The sequence below is a fragment of the Polaromonas sp. CG_9.5 genome, from assembly GCF_035984465.1.
Taxonomy (GTDB): domain Bacteria; phylum Pseudomonadota; class Gammaproteobacteria; order Burkholderiales; family Burkholderiaceae_C; genus Polaromonas.
The window spans coordinates 1-20,573 of the sequence record NZ_JAXCHR010000007.1 but is presented as its reverse complement, the minus strand read 5'-3'; the positions used below and the strand labels follow the sequence as shown (position 1 = coordinate 20,573).

The 20,573-nt window shown below is 62.1% G+C and carries 24 protein-coding genes and 3 tRNA genes; 17 read left to right on the top strand and 10 right to left on the bottom strand.

Annotation, left to right across the window (positions count from 1 at the left end; genetic code table 11):
- Positions 1 to 4 precede the first annotated feature (4 nt).
- A complete protein-coding gene (gene thiL, locus RCH06_RS07240; protein ID WP_327080774.1) occupies positions 5 to 1,003 on the bottom strand; it encodes a thiamine-phosphate kinase in 999 nt (332 codons plus the stop codon).
- Positions 1,004 to 1,175: 172 nt separating this feature from the next.
- On the opposite strand from thiL, the gene RCH06_RS07235 reads away from it, so the two are divergent.
- Positions 1,176 to 1,820, top strand: coding sequence for a hypothetical protein (locus RCH06_RS07235; protein WP_327080773.1), 645 nt, complete (start codon positions 1,176 to 1,178; stop codon positions 1,818 to 1,820).
- Positions 1,821 to 1,880: 60 nt separating this feature from the next.
- Complete coding sequence (locus RCH06_RS07230; protein WP_327080772.1) at positions 1,881 to 2,408, top strand: BLUF domain-containing protein; 528 nt, start codon at positions 1,881 to 1,883, stop codon at positions 2,406 to 2,408.
- A gap of 148 nt (positions 2,409 to 2,556) precedes the next feature.
- Here RCH06_RS07230 and RCH06_RS07225 read toward each other — a convergent pair whose 3' ends face one another.
- The 4 genes from RCH06_RS07225 to apaG all read right to left on the bottom strand — a co-directional run bounded on the left by RCH06_RS07225 (position 2,557) and on the right by apaG (position 7,520).
- On the bottom strand, positions 2,557 to 3,687 hold the full coding sequence (locus RCH06_RS07225; protein ID WP_327080771.1) for a YbdK family carboxylate-amine ligase: 1,131 nt from the start codon (positions 3,685 to 3,687) through the stop codon (positions 2,557 to 2,559).
- Complete coding sequence (locus RCH06_RS07220) at positions 3,677 to 4,936, bottom strand: cation:proton antiporter (protein WP_327080770.1); 1,260 nt, start codon at positions 4,934 to 4,936, stop codon at positions 3,677 to 3,679. The genes RCH06_RS07225 and RCH06_RS07220 overlap by 11 nt, the downstream gene beginning before the upstream one ends.
- Before the next feature lie 201 nt (positions 4,937 to 5,137).
- On the bottom strand, positions 5,138 to 7,102 hold the full coding sequence (locus RCH06_RS07215) for a site-specific recombinase (RefSeq protein WP_327080769.1): 1,965 nt from the start codon (positions 7,100 to 7,102) through the stop codon (positions 5,138 to 5,140).
- Positions 7,103 to 7,124: 22 nt separating this feature from the next.
- Positions 7,125 to 7,520 carry a Co2+/Mg2+ efflux protein ApaG gene (gene apaG, locus RCH06_RS07210; RefSeq protein WP_327080768.1) on the bottom strand — a complete coding sequence of 132 codons (396 nt, stop codon included), beginning with the start codon at positions 7,518 to 7,520 and terminating at the stop codon, positions 7,125 to 7,127.
- Positions 7,521 to 7,635: 115 nt separating this feature from the next.
- Here apaG and rpe point away from each other — a divergent pair, with 115 nt between their 5' ends.
- Positions 7,636 to 8,328 carry a ribulose-phosphate 3-epimerase gene (rpe, locus tag RCH06_RS07205; RefSeq protein WP_327080767.1) on the top strand — a complete coding sequence of 231 codons (693 nt, stop codon included), beginning with the start codon at positions 7,636 to 7,638 and terminating at the stop codon, positions 8,326 to 8,328.
- 35 nt (positions 8,329 to 8,363) lie between these two features.
- Here the strand turns inward: rpe and RCH06_RS07200 are convergent, their stop codons facing one another.
- From RCH06_RS07200 to RCH06_RS07185, 4 genes are read right to left on the bottom strand one after another with little or no spacing between them, the layout of a single operon-like run.
- Positions 8,364 to 9,029 carry a DUF599 domain-containing protein gene (locus RCH06_RS07200; RefSeq protein WP_327080766.1) on the bottom strand — a complete coding sequence of 222 codons (666 nt, stop codon included), beginning with the start codon at positions 9,027 to 9,029 and terminating at the stop codon, positions 8,364 to 8,366.
- Between the two features lie 9 nt (positions 9,030 to 9,038).
- On the bottom strand, positions 9,039 to 9,476 hold the full coding sequence (locus RCH06_RS07195; RefSeq protein ID WP_327080765.1) for a YeeE/YedE family protein: 438 nt from the start codon (positions 9,474 to 9,476) through the stop codon (positions 9,039 to 9,041).
- Between the two features lie 9 nt (positions 9,477 to 9,485).
- Positions 9,486 to 9,920 carry a YeeE/YedE family protein gene (locus tag RCH06_RS07190; RefSeq protein WP_327080764.1) on the bottom strand — a complete coding sequence of 145 codons (435 nt, stop codon included), beginning with the start codon at positions 9,918 to 9,920 and terminating at the stop codon, positions 9,486 to 9,488.
- The gene (locus RCH06_RS07185) at positions 9,917 to 10,243 is read right to left on the bottom strand and encodes an ArsR/SmtB family transcription factor (RefSeq protein ID WP_327080763.1); all 327 of its coding nucleotides are present in this window, start codon (positions 10,241 to 10,243) and stop codon (positions 9,917 to 9,919) included. Before RCH06_RS07185 ends, RCH06_RS07190 begins: the two co-directional genes overlap by 4 nt.
- 76 nt (positions 10,244 to 10,319) lie before the next feature.
- Here RCH06_RS07185 and RCH06_RS07180 point away from each other — a divergent pair, with 76 nt between their 5' ends.
- Positions 10,320 to 11,198 (top strand): MBL fold metallo-hydrolase, encoded by an 879-nt coding sequence (locus RCH06_RS07180; RefSeq protein WP_327080762.1) that lies wholly within the window; start codon positions 10,320 to 10,322, stop codon positions 11,196 to 11,198.
- Between the two features lie 50 nt (positions 11,199 to 11,248).
- Positions 11,249 to 11,971, top strand: coding sequence for a phosphoglycolate phosphatase (gph, locus tag RCH06_RS07175; RefSeq protein ID WP_327080761.1), 723 nt, complete (start codon positions 11,249 to 11,251; stop codon positions 11,969 to 11,971).
- Positions 11,972 to 11,996: 25 nt separating this feature from the next.
- Here the strand turns inward: gph and RCH06_RS07170 are convergent, their stop codons facing one another.
- Positions 11,997 to 12,584, bottom strand: a complete 588-nt coding sequence (locus tag RCH06_RS07170) for a chalcone isomerase family protein (RefSeq protein ID WP_327080760.1) — start codon at positions 12,582 to 12,584, stop codon at positions 11,997 to 11,999.
- Positions 12,585 to 13,027: 443 nt separating this feature from the next.
- Between RCH06_RS07170 and trpE the strand changes: the two genes are divergently transcribed.
- From trpE to RCH06_RS07110, 12 genes are all read left to right on the top strand, one after another.
- Positions 13,028 to 14,527 (top strand): anthranilate synthase component I, encoded by a 1,500-nt coding sequence (gene trpE / locus RCH06_RS07165; RefSeq protein WP_327080759.1) that lies wholly within the window; start codon positions 13,028 to 13,030, stop codon positions 14,525 to 14,527.
- A gap of 5 nt (positions 14,528 to 14,532) precedes the next feature.
- Positions 14,533 to 14,847, top strand: coding sequence for a chorismate mutase (locus tag RCH06_RS07160; protein ID WP_327080758.1), 315 nt, complete (start codon positions 14,533 to 14,535; stop codon positions 14,845 to 14,847).
- Between the two features lie 12 nt (positions 14,848 to 14,859).
- Positions 14,860 to 15,444, top strand: a complete 585-nt coding sequence (locus tag RCH06_RS07155) for an aminodeoxychorismate/anthranilate synthase component II (protein ID WP_327080894.1) — start codon at positions 14,860 to 14,862, stop codon at positions 15,442 to 15,444.
- Positions 15,445 to 15,501: 57 nt separating this feature from the next.
- Positions 15,502 to 16,551 (top strand): low-specificity L-threonine aldolase, encoded by a 1,050-nt coding sequence (gene ltaE, locus RCH06_RS07150; protein WP_327080757.1) that lies wholly within the window; start codon positions 15,502 to 15,504, stop codon positions 16,549 to 16,551.
- A 30-nt stretch (positions 16,552 to 16,581) separates the two neighbouring features.
- Positions 16,582 to 17,625 (top strand): anthranilate phosphoribosyltransferase, encoded by a 1,044-nt coding sequence (trpD, locus tag RCH06_RS07145; protein WP_327080756.1) that lies wholly within the window; start codon positions 16,582 to 16,584, stop codon positions 17,623 to 17,625.
- A gap of 3 nt (positions 17,626 to 17,628) precedes the next feature.
- Positions 17,629 to 17,808 carry a hypothetical protein gene (locus RCH06_RS07140; RefSeq protein WP_327080755.1) on the top strand — a complete coding sequence of 60 codons (180 nt, stop codon included), beginning with the start codon at positions 17,629 to 17,631 and terminating at the stop codon, positions 17,806 to 17,808.
- Positions 17,805 to 18,596 carry an indole-3-glycerol phosphate synthase TrpC gene (trpC, locus tag RCH06_RS07135; RefSeq protein WP_327080754.1) on the top strand — a complete coding sequence of 264 codons (792 nt, stop codon included), beginning with the start codon at positions 17,805 to 17,807 and terminating at the stop codon, positions 18,594 to 18,596. Before RCH06_RS07140 ends, trpC begins: the two co-directional genes overlap by 4 nt.
- 14 nt (positions 18,597 to 18,610) lie before the next feature.
- The gene (locus RCH06_RS07130) at positions 18,611 to 19,348 is read left to right on the top strand and encodes a uracil-DNA glycosylase (protein ID WP_327080753.1); all 738 of its coding nucleotides are present in this window, start codon (positions 18,611 to 18,613) and stop codon (positions 19,346 to 19,348) included.
- Between the two features lie 109 nt (positions 19,349 to 19,457).
- Positions 19,458 to 19,543: transfer RNA gene (locus tag RCH06_RS07125), tRNA-Tyr, on the top strand.
- 88 nt (positions 19,544 to 19,631) lie between these two features.
- Positions 19,632 to 19,705: transfer RNA gene (locus tag RCH06_RS07120), tRNA-Gly, on the top strand.
- 61 nt (positions 19,706 to 19,766) lie between these two features.
- Positions 19,767 to 19,841 (top strand) — tRNA-Thr (locus RCH06_RS07115).
- A 76-nt stretch (positions 19,842 to 19,917) separates the two neighbouring features.
- A partial coding sequence (locus RCH06_RS07110; protein ID WP_327080752.1) for a GTP-binding protein occupies positions 19,918 to 20,573 on the top strand: 656 nt, incomplete at its 3' end.

Here is a 20,573-nt window from a genome sequence, read left to right as displayed (position 1 = left end):
TGAGTCAGGCAAAGTGGTCAAAGGATGAATAGTGGCCGCTCAAGCGCTGGCCCTGCGCATCGACCAGCCGCAGACCGGGTTCGGCATCGATGCGGCCAATACGCGTGACGGGTGTCTCTGCCAGCCGCGCGGCGGCCAGCACGGCTTGCCGGGCCGCTGGCGGGGCGGTAAATGCCAATTCGTAGTCGTCGCCGCCGGCCAACACGCATTCCAGCTGCTTTTTTAAGGAAATAAGGCCTGTTGCGCACGCTGGATAGGCGCAAGCAGCTATTAATTGCATAGCAATCGAGGTGTCCAGCGTGGCGCCAACGCCCGAGGCTTTCAAGATGTGGCCCAGGTCGCCGAGCAGGCCGTCGCTCAGGTCGAGCGCAGCCGACGCCACACCGCGCAGCGCCTGGCCCAGCGCGACGCGGGGCGTGGGTTGCTCCAGCCGCACGCGGGCTTGTGCCAGCAGGTCGGCCGGCAAAACCAGCGTGCCGCGCAGGGCATCAAGCGCCAGCCGCGCATCGCCCAGCGTGCCGCTGACGTAGACATCGTCACCCGGCCGGGCGCCCGAGCGCAGCAGCGCCTGGCTTTTGCCGTTGACCACGGGCACTTCGCCAAACACGGTGATGCAGATGTTGAGCGGCCCCTGCGTGGTGTCGCCGCCGACCAGCTCGCAGCCGTGCGCATCGGCCAGCGCCAGCAGCCCTTGCGAAAAGCCTTGTAGCCACGTTTCGTTGACATCGGGCAGCGCCAGCGCCAGCGTGAAGGCCAGCGGCGTCGCACCGCAGGCGGCCAGGTCGCTCAGGTTGACGGCCAGCGCCTTGTGGCCGAGCGCAAAAGGATCGGCACTGGCAAAAAAATGCCGGCCTTCGACCAGCATGTCGCTGGAAATCGCCAGCTGCGTTCCTGGCGCGGGCTGGAGTAGCGCGCAGTCGTCGCCCACGCCCAGCACGGCGCGCGGCGTAGGGCGCGTGAAGTAACGCGCAATCAAGTCAAATTCACCCATGGCGGCAAGCATACAGGCAGGGCTTGAACAACGGCGCGCGGGCGGGCGCTACCGGGTTTCTAACGCATAAAAAGGCCTTTTTCAGCAAAAAGAAACATTTTGTAAAAATCATTAAAATTCCCGCAAATGAATCCAGCCGTGGACGCCATGTCACCCAAGACCAACCGAGCAGAGCGATACGAATATGCCCATCTACCGACGCACACCCGCAGGCAATGAAGCCGTTCTGAACAGCAAGGGCGATTTGCCACGCAAACTGCGCAGCTTGTTGATGGTCGTGAACGGCAACACCCCGCTGAGCGTTTATCGCGAAACTTTGTCGTCGTTCGGCGATGTGGCCGCCCTGATGCGCGCGCTGGAGGCGCAAGGTCTGGTCGAGCAGGTCATGGCGCCGCCCGATAGTGCGGCCAGTATCGGCAACGTGCCTGCCGCGCCGCGTAGTGCGCCAGGTTTTGTCTCCCCGCCTGCTGCATGGACACCGGCTGCTGGCCCAAGCGCTTCGGGGGCCTCGCCGGCGACATTGACGGACGATCTTGCGGCTTGGGCCAGTTTTGGCGATGAGTTGTCGACGGCAGGGTTGGCGCCAGCCGGTAACGCCGCGTTTGGCAATGCCGCTTATCAGTTGCGCAAGGCGCTGCTGCTGGTGAGTGACTTCGTGGCGGTGCATCTGCCCGAGCAGTCGCTGGAAATTGTGCTGGCATTCGAGACGCTGGGTTCGGCAGAGCAGGTTATTGGCAGTCTTGACGGCTACGAGGCACTGGTCGCGCCGCTGGGCGAGCCGGCCCGGCGGCACCTGGCCGAACTGCGCCAGACGCTGACAACGCCCTGACGCCTGCAATGTCCGTGCGCACGGACGACAAGGTTTTCATTTTTTACCAAGGATTTTTTCATGTTGATTCGCCTCCTTTACGCCAGTACTGCTCAAGAGAGCGTTGACCTCAACGAGTTCAAGCGCATTTTGTTGCAGGCCCAAACCAACAACGACCAGCGCGATCTGACCGGCATGCTGGCTTTCAACAGCAAGCTGTTTTTGCAGGCGCTTGAAGGCGCGCGCGATCAGGTCAACGAGCTGTATGCCAAGTTGCTGCGCGACCCGCGTCACCACACCGTGACTATCCTGAGCTGCAAGGAAATCGAGGAGCGCCATTGGGCCAGCTGGTCAATGGGTTTTGCCGCGCCCAACGCAGACAACCGGGCGTTGTTCCTGAAATATTCGCAGCAAAGCACCTTCAATCCTTACGTCATGAAGGCAGATGCCGCCGAGAAAATGCTGATGGAGCTGATGAATACCACGCTCGCGCTGAGCACGTCGGCGCCCGCCGCTGCGACTGCGGCTGCTGCATCGATGTCAGCCGCCGGCGCGCAGGGGCCAGCGACGGCCAATGGCGGCATTTTTGGGCGCTTTCTGAAGAAGTAACTTGCAGGCCGCTGCTGTATGCGGGGAAGCTTTTCGCCCGCCTGGGGGCAACTTACCCCGCGCAAACGCTTGCTGATTTGACAGCTTGCCCAGCCTTTTGACAAGCTGGGAAGTTACGACAATTCAAGGCGTCAAGGCGTCAAGGCGACTAAACGTAGTCCACGCCACCCCGGAAGCGGTCGGCGGCCTGACGGATGACTTCAGCCAGCAGGCGTTCTTCGCCCTGGCGCTCGCGCAGCCAGCGGGCGTCGTTGTCATTGTTCTCGACGCTGTTGCGCAGCAACTGGATGGACGCGCTGGCGCCGGTGCTGTGGGCATGGCGCTCGATCTGCGCCATCGTCATCAGGATGTGTTCGCGCAGCGGCATGTGTCCGCCCGTGGCCGGGTCAACATACACCGCGTCCAGCCCGAAACGGCAGGCTTGAAAACGGTTGTAGGTGTAGACCAGGTAGTCGTCTTCAGCGGGCATGAAGGGCTGGTCGTTCATGAACCACGACCCCAGCGCCTGCACGTAACCGGACAGCGCAGCGGCGCGCTCAATGGTCAGCGGCGTGTCGAAAACGCGGATTTCGATGGTGCCGAATTCGGGCTTGGGCCGGATGTCCCAATAAAAGTCCTTCATGCTTTTGACCACGCCGGTGTGCGCCATTTTGTTGAAGTACACCGTGAACTCGTCCCACGTCAGCGCAAACGGCGCGCGGCCCGACAGCGGAAACGCAAACACCGAGTTGAGCCGGGCCGAATCAAACGCCGTGTCTTGCCCCTGCACATACGGGCTGGACGCCGACAGGGCGATGAAGTGCGGAATGTAGCGTGACATGCGGTGCAGCGTGAGCAGCGCGGTGTCGGCGTCGGGGCAGCCGATGTGCACATGCTGGCCGAAGATGGTGAACTGCTTGGACAGGTAGCCGTACAGCTCGGACAGCTCGCGAAAGCGCGGCTTGTCGTAGATGCGGCGCTCGTGCCACTGCTGGAACGGGTGCGTGCCGCCGCCGACCACGGCAATGTTGAGCTTGTCGGCGCTCTTGACCAGTGCATCGCGGATCTGCGTGAGCTGGCCCAGCACTTCGGACGACGAATGGCAAACGCCGGTCGAAACCTCGATCATGCTCGACGTCATCTCGGGCACCACCGCGCCGGGCAGCGGGATCTTGGTCATCAGCCGCAGCATGTCCTCGGCGTAGGGCGCCAGGTCGTAGTCGTGGGTGTTGACGAGCTGCATTTCCAGCTCGACGCCCAGCGACAGGGCGGCTGATTTTTCGAAGTGTTCAAGACTCATGGACAGGTCCGGTTGAAGCGCCGCGCACCACGGGCGACCAGGGTTTGGAACATTCGCCGGCGCGGTAGAGGGCCACCGTGGCCAGCACGGCGCCCAGCATTTCCATCAGCAAGATGGCGGGCAGGGCAATAACGGCCACCTGGCCGCCGATAGACGCAGACGCGGCCACGTACTGCGACACCAGCAGCAATGCCACCGATGACATCGGCGACATGGTGCAGCCAACCCACAAGCCTTGCTTCCAGCTGGTGCCGCTGCCGATATTGCCCAGCGCCACGCCGGCCACCTTGGTCATCATGCGCACTACCACCAGCGCCACCACCAGGCTGGCGACCGGACGGCTCCAGTCGGCCTGCGCCGCCACCACCGACACCAGCACAAACATCAGCATCGTCAGCATCGACGACGCCGTGCCCATTTGCCGGGGCCAGGCCCACGGGCGCGGGTTGAGTTGCTTGAGCAGCATGCCGCCCAGCAACGCCGCCAGCGGCGCGGAGCCGCCGAAGTTGGACGCAATAGCGGCACCCGCTGCAATCAGGCTCAGCAGCAAGATAGCGGTGTTTTCGCTGGTCGGGCTCATCACCCGCAGCGCGGTGCGCAGCACCAGCGCCAGCACAGCGCCCACCACCACTGACATGCCCAGCACCACCAGCACCGGAAACAGTGAGTTCGACAGGGCGGTTTCGCCCCGTGGCAGCATGCCTGCCCTGGCGCTGCACAGCAGCAGGGCATACAGGGTGCTCAGGGTGGACAGCACCAGCGCGCGTTCCGTGACGGGGCCGGCGGCGCGCGTGTCAGTCACTACCCGGGACAGCACCGCTGGCGACGCGGCCATGGCCACCAGCGCCACCGATTCGGCCACCACGTCAGGCACGTCCATCAGGCGCAGCAGCCACTGCACGCCGAAAAATGTCAGCGCCGACTCTGCCAGGCTTTGCACCAGCACCATCGGGTTGTGGCGAAACCAGCGCAGCGGAATGCGCCCGCCGGCTTCAAACAGCACCACCGCCACGCCCAGTTCAAGCAGAAACAGGCCGGTGCCTTGCAGCGGCCAGATCGCGCCCGTGAAACCGGCCAGGCCCGCAAAAGCGCCCACGGCCGAATAGCCAATGACCTTGGGCAGGCCGCTGTAGCGATTGACAAGGTGGCCGGCCGCAGCGGCAATCGCCAGCAGGATCGACCACTGCACGGTCGGCAAGCCGGCCGAAGGCTTGATCCATTCGGCCCAGATGGCCATGATTTCATTCATAGGAAAAGGTCTCCACAGTAGGAGGTTGGGCGCTTTTCCTGCCAGGTGGGCAGGCAAGGCGTGATGCCCGACGGGATGCCCGGCCTTGAACAGGGCGGCAAGCAGACAGAAGACGCGTCGTTGCCCGAAGAACAACGAAATGATACGGATTCGCGGTTGGAGGAAAAAGTATTATGAATTACAAGGCCGAAAGCCTTGTATTCAGGCCGGGATGAAAAAGCTCAGGGGATGGCTGCGCCAGCGCGCCCAGATGGCGGCGCGGATGCGGGCACGGTCAGGCTTGCTGACGTTGTGTGCCTGCAGCGCCAGCCGGAAGGCAAAGTAAAAACTCACGCCCAGATTGAGCGCGCCAATCAGCGGAATCGAGGCCATGCTCCACCAGAGCGCAGCATGCCGAAAGGCGTCCAGCCCCAGCGAAGCCCCGGCTGCAGCGAGTTGCCCGGTCGAGAGCGTGACATGGCGCAGTTCAAGCTCAATGCCAAAAAAGCCGGTGAACGCCGGGATCAATCCGAGCATGAATCCCAGCGAGATGTTGGAGGCGAACCCTGAAATATGCAGGCGCATGAAAGCCGACCAGCGCGTCGCCCTTTCATTGCCCAGCACGGCAGTGATGCGCGGGTTGTGCTGCACCGCCGAGCCGATGTGGTGCAGCACAAACCAGTTTTCAAACCAGCCGGCAATCATGCTGGAGGTAAACAGCACGACGCCGGTGAAGGCTGCCCACACCAGCGTCGGGCCGAGCAGCGTGAGCGACTCCAGCACATGGTGCGCACTTTGCGCGCTGATCATCGGACGGCCCAGCGCCAGCGTGATCAGGACATTGACCAGCAGCACCGCCGGCACCACCATGACCACATTGCCCAACACCGCCGCCACCTGCGAGCGCACCAGATGCGTGACTTCATCGACAAAGTCTTCCAGCGTGGTGGGCGACTCGTCCGAGTCGATGTCTTTGAGCTTGGCGGCCATCGCTGGCGCGGTCATGGCCGGCTGCTTGGTGGCCAGCGTGAGATGCAGCAGCTGGATCAGCACAAACGAGCCTGCATAGGCGATGCTGGCCCAGAAGCCGCTCCAGAAGGCCGACAGGCCAATGCCCACGACCATGAATTTCAGCAGCGTCGTCAGGGCGGTGACAGCGCCGCCGCCCATCGCCATGCCCAGCATTTCGCGGTAATCAGCCCGGTTGCGGGTGATGTAGTGCTCGCCGGTTTGCGCGCTGCGCTCGGCCATCTTGGCCGACAGCAGCGTCGAGTTGCTGCTGATCAGCGCGCCAATGCTCTTGCTTTCCTGCGCCGTGGTCACGCGGCGCACCAGCAACTTGAGCGCCGCCATTGCCGGTTTGGGCGACAACAGGGCTTCGAGCAACTCGCGGTCACGCAGCATCCGGGCGCGCAGCTGGCGCAGCCGGAACACCATGCCGACGGAAATACCGTTTTCTTCCAGATGGGTGTAAATACTGTTCACCGCCTGCCGGCAGGCATCAAGCCGTTCGCGGTATTGCTGGATAGCCGCCTGCAGCGCCGCCTCATCGCGTACCGGCTGAAAAAACACCGTACGCAGCGCCTGCACATCGGCGGGCAGGGCGTGAAAGGCGCGTGCATGCGGGCTGGCCCGGTTCATGCGCAGACGCAATTCAGGCGCAAAGCCGGTGGCGCGGATTTGCGCGGTGCAGTAAGTCAGGGCATCCATCAGGCTGTAATGCCAGCGCCGCCTGTCGCGTGCCGGGTTGGCCGACAGCAGCGCCGTGAGCTGCGTGATTTGCGATTCTTCAAGCGCGCCCATCCACTGCGCATCAAAGCGTGTCGGCACCACCAGCGGAAACAGCTCTGCAGCGTCCTGGGTTTCGGGTGTGCCGGGCAGCAGCTTGCGGCGCAGCCGTTCAGCCAGTTCGCTGACAAAAGCGGTGCGCGGTGCAAAACCAAAGTCAGCCAGCAACGGGGTGATGTCAACCGTCTGGATCAGCGTTTCCCACCAGGCCTGCAGCCGGGTTTGCAGCTCGGGCTGCTTCTGAACCGCCTCCATAAACACCTGCACCCGGGCCACGGACGCCTGGACCGAGGTTTTGTCGCCGCGAATCCATTCAAAAAGCCTGATCAGCCAGACATGACGATCGGCCAGCTCAGCTGCCGGATCCAGCGCCTTGAGCAACCGGGGCAGATCCTTCATCGCAGGTCTAAATACAACGTCATCAGTGCAGCACGCGCCGGGACGTGCCGCCGCTACTCGTCGCTTCCAGGATGAACAGGGGAATCACCACCTCAAACCGCTCGCCGTCTTCAGCGACGAAAAAGTAGCTGCCGTGCATGGTTCCGCTGACGGTGCGCAGGCGCGAACCGCTGGTGTACTGGAACGACTCGCCGGGTTTGAGCAGCGGCTGCTGGCCCACCACGCCCAGGCCCTTGACCTCTTCGGTATGGCCGTTGGCGTCGCTGATGATCCAGTGCCGGGAAATCAGCTGGGCCGCAACCTCGCCGGTGTTGGTGACGGTGATGGTGTACGAAAAGCCGTAGATACCCTGCTCGGGCGCTGATTGCTCAGGCTGGAACTGGGGAGAAACTTCGCAGGAAAATTCATATTTGGACATGGCGGGCACTCGGTTGGCCCGCCATGTTAACCGGGCTGGCCTTGCGCTGACTTGGCCTGTCCTGTCATATTTGGGGCGGCTGACGCCACGCCCGCTTGCTGCGACAATCTTGCGCATGCCTAAAACCACGCCCACTTACCGGATTGCTCCGTCTCTTTTGTCCGCCGACTTTGCCCGCCTGGGCGAAGAGCTGAAAACCGTCATTGCCGCCGGCGCCGACTGGATTCACTTTGACGTGATGGACAACCATTACGTGCCCAACCTGACCTTCGGGCCGATGATTTGCCAGGCGCTCAAGCCCCATTGCCAACGCGCCGATGGCTCCGCCGTGCCGATTGATGTGCATTTGATGGTGCAGCCGGTTGACAGCCTGGCCGCCGCTTTTGCCGACGCCGGCGCCGACCTGATCAGCTTTCACCCCGAAGCCTCTGGCCACGTCCACCGCAGCGTGCAGGCCATCAAGGCCAAAGGCTGCAAGGCCGGTCTGGTCTTCAACCCGGCCACGCCGCTGGACGTGCTGGACTGGACGATTGACGACCTTGACCTGATCTTGATCATGAGCGTGAACCCCGGCTTTGGCGGCCAAAGCTTTATCGACTCGGCGCTGCGCAAGATCGAGCAGGCGCGCAAACGCATTGATGCCTCGGGCCGGGATATTCGCCTCGAAGTCGATGGAGGCATCAAAATTGACAATATCCGCCGCGTGGCCGATGCCGGCGCCGACACGTTTGTGGCGGGCAGCGCGATTTTTGGCAAGCCGGACTACCAGGCCGTGATCGATGCCATGCGGGTGGCACTGAAGGGCTGAAAACCTGGGGGGCGTCCAGCCCGGACGTTTTTGCGTTAAAGGGCAGGGGGCCGGACTGCGCCGTTACTGCGCATGCGGTCAAAGCTGCGCAGAACCATCACCACGCCGATGGCGGCGACCGGACCGGCCAGCGGGTGAAGGATGTAAGCCACCACCGGCGCGACCAGGAACAGGTGGCGAAGCCCCCAGCTGTAAAGAAGGCCGGCCCGCCGCACATAAGCCGAGCCGGTGGCAAACCAGTGCTGCCGGGACGCCGAGCCCACTGGCATAGCGCAAATGAAACTGGCATGGTTGTAGTAGCGAACGGCCATCGCCGAGCACACGAGGGAGGCGAAAAGCAGCACCATCAGCGTGAGTTCCAGAACCAGCCGCGGCGTCAAGGCCGGCCCACCTGCGCCGGCCTCGCCCAGGCTGGTCTGCAGCGCAGGGGCTGCCAGCGTGATGGTGCCCATCAGTCCCAGTACCGCCGTGGAGGCCGTCATGGTGGCCGACATGAGGGAGTTGCGCAAGGTCTGCACGGCAAGAATTTCCGAGCCAGGGTGTGCGGACACCGCCGCAAACCATTCTTCGCGAAGCGACGCATGCGCACTTCTGGCGAGTCGCAGCGGGTCATGACGCTGCGTCAGCATCAGCGCAACTTCATACGCAAGCAGCGTGAACAGGGTGACGAGGGCGGCGATCCAGTTGCTGGCGGCAGTCATGTGCAGGCCTTAGCGGGCAGACGATGGCTCATCTGGCTTGCGACGTTCCAGAACCTCAAACAGGCCCATGCCGGCCAGCATGGCCAGCACAAAGACCACGGCCTTGCCTTCGCCCATGCCCAGCACGACCAGTGCCGGCCCGGGGCAGAAACCGGCAATGCCCCAGCCCACACCGAACAGCACGCTGCCGATGACCAGCCGGCGGTCAATGTGGTGCGCTGTGGGCAGCTTAAAGGCCGCGCCCAACAGGGGTGCGGTGCGTCTGCGCGCCACGAAAAATGCGATGCTGGCCACGGCGACCGCCCCACCCATTACCAGACCCAGCGACGGATCCCAGTGCCCGAACAGGTCGAGAAACCCCAAGACCTTGGCCGGATTGGCCATGCCGGAGACGATCAAGCCGATGCCAAAGACAAGGCCGGCCAGCAAGGAAGTAAATGCAAGCATGGCGGCTCCTTAAATACTGAAGAAATGGCGAATCAGGAACACGGTGGCAAAGCCGGCCGCCATGAAGCTGGCGGTGGCGACCAGCGAGCGTGGCGACAGCCGCGACACGCCGCACACGCCGTGCCCGCTGGTGCAGCCCGAGCCGTAGCGCGTTCCCACGCCGACCAGCAGGCCAGCGGCGATAAGGGCCGCGTAATCGGCGTCAATCTGCGGCACTGGCAGCCCTGCAAACAGGCCATAAACCAGTGGTGCGCCGACCAGGCCCAGGATGAATGCCGCGCGCCAGGCGATGTCGCCCCTGACCGGCTTGAGCAGTCCGCCCAGTACGCCGCTGATGCCGGCAATGCGGCCATTGAGCAGCAGGAAAAGCGCGGCTGCCAGTCCGATCAATGCGCCGCCAGCCAGTGAAGACCAGGGCGTGAATTGGTTCCAGTCGATGTTCATGGTGTTTCCTTCGGACAGTAAAGGCGGTAGAGCACCGCCACGATCTCCAGCATCGCCGGGTCGGCCACACTGTAGTAAATGTTCTTGCCCTGGCGCCGGGTGTTCACCACGCCTTCGGTGCGCAACACGCCGAGCTGCTGCGACAGCGTCGGCTGGCGGATGCCCAGTTGCTCCTCCAGTTCGCTGACGCACATCTCGCCTTGCGACAGCTGGCACATCAGGATCAGGCGGTCTTCATTGGCCAGCAGCTTCAGTGCGGCCACCGCCTGCGCTGCGGCGCTGCGCAGGGTTTCGGTATCAATCACGGGGTGGGTGGAAGTCATCAAGGTGCTTGCAAGGTTTGAATTGACTTTATTTTATCAATAAATATAATATTAGTAAATACATTGAAAGCGCCTCATGACCCTTCAAGCCACCACCCAAGCCTTTTTCGATCCTGCCACCTGGACTGTCACCTATGTCGTCTGGGAGCGCGCCAGTCGCCATGCGGCGATCATTGATCCGGTGCTGGACTACGATTTCAAGTCTGGTCACACCCGCACGGAATCGGCCGACCGGGTGCTGGCTTACGTCGCTGAAAACAGCTTGAAAATTGACTGGATTCTTGAAACCCATGCCCATGCCGACCACCTGTCGGGCGCGCACTACCTCAAGGAGCGCATTGGCGGGCGCATTGCCATTGGCGAGCACATCCGCGAAGTACAGGCCACCTTCAGCCGGATTTTCAACTTTGAGCGCAGCTTTTTGCCCGACGGCAAGCAGTTTGACCATCTGTTCAGGGATGGCGAAACCTTCATGATCGGCGGCGTCGAGGTGACGGCGCTGCTTGTGCCGGGCCACACGCCGGCCGACATGGCTTACCGGGTCGGCGGCGCGGTGTTTGTCGGCGACACCCTGTTCATGCCCGACGTGGGCACCGCTCGCACCGATTTTCCGGGCGGCGATGCGCACCAGCTTTACCGCTCCATCCGGCGCATCCTGCAGTTACCGCCCGAGACGGTGGTGTATGTTTGCCACGACTATCCACCCCAGTCGCGTGCGCCGCAGTGGCAAACCACGGTGGCTGACCAGCGCGCGAATAACGTGCATGTGAAAGACGGCATTGGCGAAGACGCGTTCGTGGCGATGCGCACGGCCCGCGATGCAACGCTGGACATGCCGACGCTGATCCTGCCGGCGATTCAGGTCAATGTACGCGCCGGACAGATGCCGCCGGCTGACGACAACGGCATCGCCTACCTGCGCATTCCGCTCAATACCCTGCCGGTGCATCGCTGATGCCGGGCGGCGGCACAATGCAGCCCTCGTTTCAAAACCCCAATCTCTTGATGACCACACCTCTTCGCCTGAATTCCGGCCGCTACGACGCGGCGCTTGTCGATCTCGACGGCACGCTTGTCGATACCCTGGGCGACTTCGTGGCGGCGCTGCGGCTAATGCTGGCCGACGTGCTTCCGCCCGAGTACGCTGGCGTGACGCTCGATGCAGCCGATGTGGGCGCCAAGGTCGGCAAAGGCTCCGAGCATCTCGTGGAATCAGTGCTGAATCATGTGTTTACGCAAGCGGGACGGGCGCAAGCAGCTATCGATTCAGTAGCGTACTATGAGCGCGCCCAGGCCAGCTACCAGCGCCACTATGCGGCGATCAACGGCCAGCATGCGGCGCTGTATCCGGGCGTGCTCGAAGGCCTGAACAGGCTGCAAAAAAGCGGCTTGAGGCTTGTCTGCCTGACCAACAAGCCGCTGGCCTTCGCGCGCTCCCTGCTCAAGCTCAAAGGTCTGGACGGTTTTTTCTGTGAAGTCTTTGGCGGCGACTCGTTCGAACGCAAGAAGCCCGATCCGCTGCCGCTGCTCAAAACCTGCGAGTTTCTGGGCACGCTGCCGGCCCGCACCCTGATGATTGGCGACTCCAGCAACGACGCGCGGGCGGCGCGGGCAGCGGGCTGTCCGGTGCTGCTGGTGACCTACGGCTACAACCATGGCGAGCCGGTGCGTACGGTCGATGCCGACGGCTTTTTAGATTCGCTGGCCGAACTGTCCGAACGGCGCTGAGCGCCAGGCCAGCCGCCGCCGTGCATCAGGCCGCCTTGCCCAGCAGTTCGTCCTTGAGTTTCCAGTCGGCCGGCTTGGGGCCCAGCCAGATTCGCAGCATGGCGTTGTAGAACTCGACTTCCTTGACCGGTTCGCCCTGCGCTTTGCCCTTGATCGAAATCACCGTGCCGGTGCCGGGAACCCAGTCGATGATCAAGCTTTCGCCCGCAATCATTTTTTTCTGGTCGGAAAAAACCTGACTCATCTTGAGCAGGCCCGGGATCAGCCTGGACATTTCTGTTTTCGGCGCGTTTTCCTCGAACGCCTTGGTAAAGCTTTTGCCCAGTTCGTTGGAGTCAATATCGCGCAGGAGCGTGATGCTGATGCGTTTGGGGCCTGGAACCGCGTAGACCGATTCCGGTGTCGCTGCCTTATTGTCCAGATAAAGCGCTGCAACATAGACCTTGAAGATGGCCTTGTAGCGGATGCCCGCCCCGTTGAGTTGCAGCTTGGCGCCGCTCAGGTCGATCGGGTCGGCCAGCTTGACGCCCGAAACGTCAACCGGTGCCGCCAGAATGCTGACTGACAGCATCAAACCAGCCAAACCCGTCACGCAGCGCTTTGCAAGAATCATGAAATGTCTCCAGATAGGTGGTAAAGAGAACGGACGCTCTTTTTTGAAAAGTCATTTTGGGGCGTTAAACAACTTTTCCGCAAGAGGTGTTTGCGCTAGCAAAGAATGCTGTGTGGCCCGGGATATGTGATTTTTTTAACGCTGCGCGGGTTCAATCGGCACTTTGCTACACTTTGCGCAACATGTTCATTCAACGCATCGTTCAAACAGCTTGTGGTGGCCGGGGAGCCTGGCTTTGGCGTCCCTGTCCTGCCCGGCAGGCCTGAGGTATTCACAGCTTCGCTCATGGTTGTGAGCCCGTGTATTGCCCCACAGCCTGCTTCATCCCGAATCGATGCGCTCTCGCGCCACGCAAGAGCATCCCGGCCCCGGACTTCGGGGCGTTTTGAATGACAGAAGGCGGCGTTTTTTGACCCGCATCGTCTTCTGGTGAAGGACCCACTGTGATCACTGAACTCGAATTTAAAAGTCTCGCGGCGCAAGGCTACAACCGCATTCCGCTGATGCTCGAAGCCTTTGCCGACCTGGAGACCCCGCTGTCGCTCTACCTGAAGCTGGCCAATGCCAAAGACGGCGGAAAATTCAGCTTCTTGCTCGAATCGGTCGTCGGCGGCGAACGCTTCGGCCGCTACAGCTTTATCGGCCTGCCGGCGCGCACGCTGCTGCGCTCGTCGGGCTTTGGTCTTGATGCGCGGACGGAAGTCGTGACCGATGGCGAGGTGGTTGAAACCTCAAAGCTCAATCCGCTCGACTTCATCAGCGACTACCAAAAGCGTTTCAAGGTCGCGCTGCGGCCCGGCCTGCCGCGTTTTTGCGGGGGTTTGGCGGGTTACTTCGGCTACGACGCGGTGCGTTACATCGAGAAAAAGCTCGAAAATTCCTGCCCGCCCGACACGCTGGGCTGCCCCGACATTTTGCTGCTGCAATGCGAGGAACTGGCGGTGATCGACAACCTCTCGGGCAAGCTCTACCTGATCGTCTATGCCGATCCGGCCCGGCCGGAAGCGTTTGCCAATGCCAAGAAGCGCCTGCGCGAACTCAAGGAGCAGCTCAAGTATTCGGTCAGCGCACCCATCGTCAAGCCAAGCCAAGGCTACCCGGCCGAGCGCGAATTCGCCAAGGCCGACTACATCGCCGCCGTCGAGCGCGCCAAGCGGCTGATCGAAGGTGGCGACTTCATGCAGGTGCAGGTCGGCCAGCGCATCAGGAAGCGCTACACCGAGTCGCCGCTGTCGCTGTACCGCGCGCTGCGCTCGCTCAATCCGTCGCCCTACATGTACTACTACCACTTCGGCGACTTCCATGTGGTCGGCGCTTCGCCCGAGATCCTGGTGCGCCAGGAGCAGGTGGAAGAGGGGCAAAAGATCACCATCCGCCCGCTGGCCGGCACCCGGCCGCGCGCCTCGTCGCTGGAAGCCGACAAGGCCGCCGAGCACGAACTCATCAACGACCCGAAGGAGCGCGCCGAGCACGTCATGCTGATCGACCTGGCGCGCAACGACATCGGCCGCATCGCCAAGACCAGCACCGTGAAAGTGACCGAAGCCTTCGCCGTCGAGCGCTACAGCCATGTGATGCACATCGTCAGCAACGTCGAGGGCATCCTGAACGACGGCATGACCAGCATGGATGTGCTGCGTGCGACTTTTCCGGCCGGCACGCTGACCGGCGCGCCGAAAGTGCATGCGATGGAGCTGATCGACCAGCTGGAGCCGACCAAGCGCGGCCTGTATGGCGGCGCCTGCGGCTACCTGAGCTATGCCGGCGACATGGACGTGGCGATTGCCATCCGCACCGGCATCATCAAGGACGGCACGCTGTATGTGCAGGCGGCCGCTGGCGTGGTGGCCGATTCGGTGCCCGAACTCGAATGGAAAGAAACCGAAGCCAAGGCGCGCGCGCTGCTGCGCGCCAGCGAACTGGTTGAAGAAGGACTGGAGTGATCACCATGACGCTGATTCACACGGTGGAACATTGCGAAAGCATGGCCGATGTGCGGCGCAACATCGACGCGCTGGACGAGCGCATCGTGGCGCTGATCGCCGAGCGCAGCGGCTACGTCGCCCAGGCGGCGCGCATCAAGCAGGACGCACGCCAGGTGCACGACCAGGCGCGCATCGACTTCATCGTCGAGCGGGTCAAGGCCATGGCCAGCGAGCAGGGCGCGCCCGAAACCGTCATCGAGGCCACCTACCGCGCCATGATTGACGCATTCATCGAATTTGAGCGCGGCGAATTCAAGCGCCTGCACCAAGAGGACTGAGCCATGTCACGCATGAAACTTTTGATGATCGACAACTACGACAGCTTTACCTACAACATCGTCCAGTATTTTGGCGAGCTGGGCGCCGAGGTGGAAGTCTTTCGCAATGACGAAATCACGGTGGCCGACATCGCCGCCAAACTCGACGCGGGCCGGCTCGACCGGCTGGTGGTGTCGCCCGGACCGTGCTCGCCGGCCGAGGCGGGGATTTCGGTCGCGGCGATCCAGCACTTTGCCGGCAAGCTGCCGATCCTGGGCGTCTGCCTGGGCCATCAGGCCATCGGTGCGGCCTTTGGCGGCAAGATCATCCGGGCGCAGGAACTGATGCACGGCAAGACCAGCGTCATCACGACAACGCAGCAGGGCGTGTTTGCCGACCTGCCGGAACAGTTCACCGTGAACCGCTACCACTCGCTGGCGATTGAAAAATCGTCGTGCCCCGAGGTGCTGGAAGTCACGGCCTGGACCGACGACGGCGAGATCATGGGCGTTCGCCACAAAACGCTGCCGATCCAGGGCGTGCAGTTCCACCCGGAATCCATCCTGACCGAGCACGGCCATGCGATGCTGAAAAACTTTTTGGCGCAGCAGGCGTGATGATTGCTATCAAATCAATAGCTGCTTGTGCCCGTCCAATCTGCACAAGAGGCCTAAATGACTGAAAAAATGATTGATTTGCGCAGCGACACGGTCACGCAACCGACGCCGGCCATGCGTGACGCCATGCTGGCCGCTCCGCTGGGCGACGATGTGTTTGGCGGCGATCCGAGCGTCAACGCCTTGCAGGAAAAAATCGCGGGTCTGCTGGGCTTCGAGGCGGCGCTGTTCGTGCCCACCGGCACGCAAAGCAACCTGTGCGCCATCCTGGCCCACTGCCAGCGCGGCGACGAGTACATCGTCGGCCAGCAGGCGCATTGCTACCGCTGGGAAGGCGGCGGCGCAGCGGTGTTCGGCAGCGTGCAGCCGCAGCCGCTGAACCACCAGCCGGACGGCACGCTGGCCTTGGATGAGATCGAAGCGGCCATCAAGCCTGACGACGCGCATTTCGCCCGCACGCGGCTGCTGGCGCTGGAAAACACGCTGGGCGGCAAACTGCTGCCGTTTGACTATCTGCAGCAGGCGACGCAACTGGCCAAAGACCGGGGCCTGGTGCGGCATCTGGACGGCGCGCGGCTGTTTAATGCCGCCGTGGCGCAGGCGCTGCAAACCGGCAGCGATGCCTTCAGTGAAGCGCGGCGCATCGCCCAGTGTTTTGACAGCGTGTCGGTGTGCTTCAGCAAGGGGCTGGGCGCGCCGGTTGGCTCGGCGCTGTGCGGCTCGCGTGACTTCATTGCGCGCGCGCACCGCATCCGCAAGATGGCCGGCGGCGGCATGCGCCAGGCCGGCATGCTGGCGGCGGCGGCTTCTTACGCGCTGGATCACCACGTCGAGCGGCTGGCGCAAGACCATGCGCTGGCGCAGCGGCTGGCTGACGGGCTGGCCGGCATCGACGGCTTGCAGGTTGAAGCACCGCACACCAACATCGTGTTCGTCGACCTGACGGGCGAGGCCAAAGCCCGGTCTGCTGATTTGCTCAAGCATCTGGACGATAGCGGCATTCAGGCCACCGGCCTGTACCGCCTGCGTTTTGTCACGCATCTGGACGTTGATACTGCGGGCGTAGACCAGGCGGTGGCTGCCATCCGCCAATTCTTCAAGACCTGACGGTAATCAACCTTCACTACAAAAACACCCATGTCCAATCGTCCCAAAATTACCCCGCAAGAAGCGCTGCAGCGCACCATTGAACACCGCGAGATTTTTCACGACGAAATGCTGCACATCATGCGGCTGATCATGAGTGGCGAGATGTCGCCGGTGATGATGGCCGCATTGATCACCGGCCTGCGCGTCAAGAAGGAGACCATCGGCGAAATCACCGCCGCCGCGCAGGTGATGCGCGAGTTCTCGACCAAGGTGCATGTCGCCGACAAAACCCACTTGGTTGATATTGTCGGCACCGGCGGCGACGGCTCGCACACCTTCAACATCTCGACCTGCGCCATGTTTGTCGCGGCAGCAGCGGGTGCCAAGGTCAGCAAGCACGGCGGGCGCAGCGTCAGCAGCAGCTCGGGCAGCGCCGATGTGGTCGAGTCGCTGGGCATTGCACTGAACCTGTCGCCCGAAGCGATCGCCCGCTGCATTGAGCAAGTCGGGGTCGGCTTCATGTTTGCGCCGAACCACCATCCGGCGATGAAAAACGTCGCGCCGGTGCGCAAGGAACTCGGTATCCGGACCATCTTCAACATTCTGGGGCCGCTGACCAACCCGGCCAGCGCGCCGAATATTTTGATGGGCGTGTTTCACCCCGACCTGGTCGGCATTCAGGTGCGCGCCCTGCAGCGCCTGGGGGCCGAACATGCGCTGGTGGTGTATGGCAAGGACGGCATGGACGAGGTCAGTCTGGGGGCGGCCACGGTCGTCGGCGAGCTGAAAGACGGCGAAATCACCGAATACGAAATCCATCCCGAAGATTTCGGCATTCCCATGGCCGGCAACCGCGCGCTGCGGGTTGAAACGCCCGAGCAGTCAAAAGCCATGCTGCTGGACGTGCTGGACAACCAGCCGGGTGCGCCGCGCGACATCGTGATTCTCAACGCGGGCGCGGCTTTGTACGCGGCCAATGTGGTTGATTCAATGAAGGCGGGCGTCGAACAGGCGCTGGCTGCTATTGAATCAGGAGCTGCCAAGGCGAAGCTGGCCGCGCTGGTGGCTTTCAGCCAGTCGGCTGGATCCTGAGCCGTGTGGCGTGACGCGGGCACCTGGATTGCGCTGGGCGTATCGGTGGTGTTTATCGTTGCAGGCGTCGTCATGCACCGCATCTTTGTGAAAATTCTGAAAAACGGCTCCATCGAGCCGTTCACCCCACTCGCAGGGCTGGCCAAGCTTGCCGCCCGTGCCAACCCCACAGGAACCCCATGAGTGACATTCTGAACAAAATCATTGCCGTCAAGCGCCAGGAAGTCGCCGAAGCCATTGGCCGCAAGCCGCTGTCCGCCATGCGCCAGGACGCCGAGTCGCGCGTGAACACGCGGGATTTTGTCGGCGCGTTGCGCGCCAAGATCGCGGCTGGCCAGCCGGCCGTGATTGCCGAAATCAAGAAAGCCAGCCCGTCCAAGGGCGTGCTGCGCGCCGACTTCATTCCCGCAGACATCGCCCAGAGCTACGCCGAGTTCGGCGCGGCCTGCCTGTCGGTGCTGACCGACCAGCAGTTTTTTCAGGGCAGCATCGACTACCTGAAGCAGGCCAGGGCTTCGTGCAGCCTGCCGGTGCTGCGCAAGGATTTCATCATCGACGCCTACCAGGTCTATGAATCCCGCGTCATGGGTGCCGACTGTATTTTGCTGATTGCCGCCTGCCTGGACGACGCACAGTTGAAAACGCTCGAAGCGCTGGCGATGTCGCTCGATATGGCGGTGCTGGTCGAAGTGCATGACGAGGCCGAGCTGGCGCGCGCACTCAAGCTCAAAACGCCGCTGATCGGCATCAACAACCGAAACCTGAACACCTTTGACGTCTCGCTGGACGTCACGCTGTCGCTGATGGGCAAGGTGCCCGCAGACCGCCTGCTGGTGACCGAGTCGGGAATCATGAGTCCGCAAGACGTCAAGCGCCTGCGCGATGCCAAGATCAACGCCTTTCTGGTCGGGGAAGCCTTCATGCGGGCCGACGAGCCGGGCGAGGCGCTGGCCGAACTGTTTGGTGAGTAACAAAGGAGCATGTGATGGCGCAGGAGGATTTTTCGCCAAGGCCTGAGGTCGCACATCCGGGTCAGTTGATGAGTGCCGATCCGTCGCACTGGCCGGTTGCGCCTGACTGGAAGCCAGCCGTGGACGCATTTTTTGCCAGTGCCACCGGCCAAGCGCTGCTGGCGTTTTTGAATGCGCGTCTGGCGGCGGGTGCAGTGATCTTTCCGCCGCATCCATTGCGTGCGCTCGAACTGACGCCTGCCCAAGCAGTGCGGGTGGTCATTCTGGGCCAAGACCCGTACCACGGGCGCGGCCAAGGCGAAGGGCTGGCGTTCTCTGTAGCGCCCGGCGTGGCGCTGCCGCCGTCGCTGCGCAATATCTTCAAGGAGTTGCAGCGCGACCTAGGCACGCCGCCGCCCAAGTTCCCGATGCCCGGCGGCAGTCTGGTCAACTGGGCCACGCATGGCGTGCTGCTGCTCAACACTTGCCTGACGGTGGAAGAAGGCAAGGCCGCCAGCCATGCGGGCAAGGGCTGGGAACTGCTGACCGACAGCGTGATTCGTCAGGTATCGGCGGATGAGCATCCGATGTTGTTCATGCTCTGGGGCGCGCATGCGCAGTCCAAGCGCGTCCTGATCGACGAAAGCCGGCACAAGGTGCTTGTGGCCAATCATCCTTCGCCGCTGTCCGCCTTGCGCCCGCCCTTGCCATTCATCGGCTGCGGACATTTCTCGCAGGCGCGCGATTGGCGTCTGACCCATCCCAAGGTCTGAAGACCACTTCGTGAAAGCGGCGCACAGCTTTTCAAAGATTAAAGAGATGCGAGATAACTAAATTTGTATTAGTTTGAAAAAGAGTGGCATAATCCGAGATTCACTCAGAGGATGGGTGTCCGAGTGGTTAAAGGAGGCAGACTGTAAATCTGTTCGCTAACGCGTACGCTGGTTCGAATCCAGCCCCATCCACCAAATTCAGTATTGATTTTGGTTATAAATAGTTCAAGGCAAGTGTTTTGAGCTAACAGCAATCGAGTACGAGTTAATCTGGTAGGGCTGCGCGGGAGTAGTTCAATGGTAGAACCCTAGCCTTCCAAGCTAATGACGCGGGTTCGATTCCCGTCTCCCGCTCCAAGGTGTTTTGGAGTCCGCAGGTTAATTTTGTGCAGGTTGTTATGAGAGAGTTTTGAATTCAGCCCATTTGGCTCAGTGGCAGAGCACTCCCTTGGTAAGGGAGAGGTCCCGGGTCCGATTCCCGGAATGGGCACCATTTTTGGTTGGCTGCAGTAACTTTTTGCGGTTGACGGTGGTTTGTTAACTAGTTTTGTAACTTTTCGGAGTTGAAAATGGCAAAAGAGAAATTTTCGCGGTCTAAGCCGCACGTCAACGTTGGCACGATTGGCCACGTCGATCATGGCAAGACCACCCTGACGGCAGCGATTGCCACCGTGCTGGCGGCCAAGTTTGGCGGCGAAGCCAAGGCTTACGATCAAATTGACGCGGCGCCGGAAGAAAAAGCACGCGGCATCACCATCAACACCGCCCACGTCGAGTACGAAACGGCTGCGCGCCATTACGCCCACGTTGACTGCCCCGGCCACGCTGACTATGTGAAAAACATGATCACCGGCGCCGCACAAATGGACGGCGCCATCCTGGTGTGCTCCGCTGCTGACGGCCCGATGCCTCAGACGCGCGAGCACATCCTGCTGGCCCGCCAGGTCGGCGTGCCTTACATCATCGTGTTCCTGAACAAGTGCGACATGGTGGACGATGCCGAACTGCTCGAACTTGTCGAAATGGAAGTGCGCGAGCTGCTCGACAAATATGATTTCCCGGGTGATGACACCCCGATCATCCACGGCTCGGCCAAGCTCGCCCTCGAAGGCGACAAGGGTCCGCTGGGTGAAGAAGCCATCATGAAGCTGGCCGATGCCCTCGACAACTACATTCCCCTGCCAGAGCGCGCTATTGACGGCGCTTTCCTGATGCCCGTGGAAGA

Coding starts and splice junctions, on each gene's coding strand:
- thiL (WP_327080774.1), bottom strand. CDS start 1,003: ATGCTTGCCGCCATGGGTGAATTTGACTTGATTGCGCGTTACTTCACG.
- RCH06_RS07235 (WP_327080773.1), top strand. CDS start 1,176: ATGCCCATCTACCGACGCACACCCGCAGGCAATGAAGCCGTTCTGAAC.
- RCH06_RS07230 (WP_327080772.1), top strand. CDS start 1,881: ATGTTGATTCGCCTCCTTTACGCCAGTACTGCTCAAGAGAGCGTTGAC.
- RCH06_RS07225 (WP_327080771.1), bottom strand. CDS start 3,687: ATGAGTCTTGAACACTTCGAAAAATCAGCCGCCCTGTCGCTGGGCGTC.
- RCH06_RS07220 (WP_327080770.1), bottom strand. CDS start 4,936: ATGAATGAAATCATGGCCATCTGGGCCGAATGGATCAAGCCTTCGGCC.
- RCH06_RS07215 (WP_327080769.1), bottom strand. CDS start 7,102: ATGAAGGATCTGCCCCGGTTGCTCAAGGCGCTGGATCCGGCAGCTGAG.
- apaG (WP_327080768.1), bottom strand. CDS start 7,520: ATGTCCAAATATGAATTTTCCTGCGAAGTTTCTCCCCAGTTCCAGCCT.
- rpe (WP_327080767.1), top strand. CDS start 7,636: ATGCCTAAAACCACGCCCACTTACCGGATTGCTCCGTCTCTTTTGTCC.
- RCH06_RS07200 (WP_327080766.1), bottom strand. CDS start 9,029: ATGACTGCCGCCAGCAACTGGATCGCCGCCCTCGTCACCCTGTTCACG.
- RCH06_RS07195 (WP_327080765.1), bottom strand. CDS start 9,476: ATGCTTGCATTTACTTCCTTGCTGGCCGGCCTTGTCTTTGGCATCGGC.
- RCH06_RS07190 (WP_327080764.1), bottom strand. CDS start 9,920: ATGAACATCGACTGGAACCAATTCACGCCCTGGTCTTCACTGGCTGGC.
- RCH06_RS07185 (WP_327080763.1), bottom strand. CDS start 10,243: ATGACTTCCACCCACCCCGTGATTGATACCGAAACCCTGCGCAGCGCC.
- RCH06_RS07180 (WP_327080762.1), top strand. CDS start 10,320: ATGACCCTTCAAGCCACCACCCAAGCCTTTTTCGATCCTGCCACCTGG.
- gph (WP_327080761.1), top strand. CDS start 11,249: ATGACCACACCTCTTCGCCTGAATTCCGGCCGCTACGACGCGGCGCTT.
- RCH06_RS07170 (WP_327080760.1), bottom strand. CDS start 12,584: ATGATTCTTGCAAAGCGCTGCGTGACGGGTTTGGCTGGTTTGATGCTG.
- RCH06_RS07160 (WP_327080758.1), top strand. CDS start 14,533: ATGACGCTGATTCACACGGTGGAACATTGCGAAAGCATGGCCGATGTG.
- RCH06_RS07155 (WP_327080894.1), top strand. CDS start 14,860: ATGAAACTTTTGATGATCGACAACTACGACAGCTTTACCTACAACATC.
- ltaE (WP_327080757.1), top strand. CDS start 15,502: ATGACTGAAAAAATGATTGATTTGCGCAGCGACACGGTCACGCAACCG.
- trpD (WP_327080756.1), top strand. CDS start 16,582: ATGTCCAATCGTCCCAAAATTACCCCGCAAGAAGCGCTGCAGCGCACC.
- trpC (WP_327080754.1), top strand. CDS start 17,805: ATGAGTGACATTCTGAACAAAATCATTGCCGTCAAGCGCCAGGAAGTC.
- RCH06_RS07130 (WP_327080753.1), top strand. CDS start 18,611: ATGGCGCAGGAGGATTTTTCGCCAAGGCCTGAGGTCGCACATCCGGGT.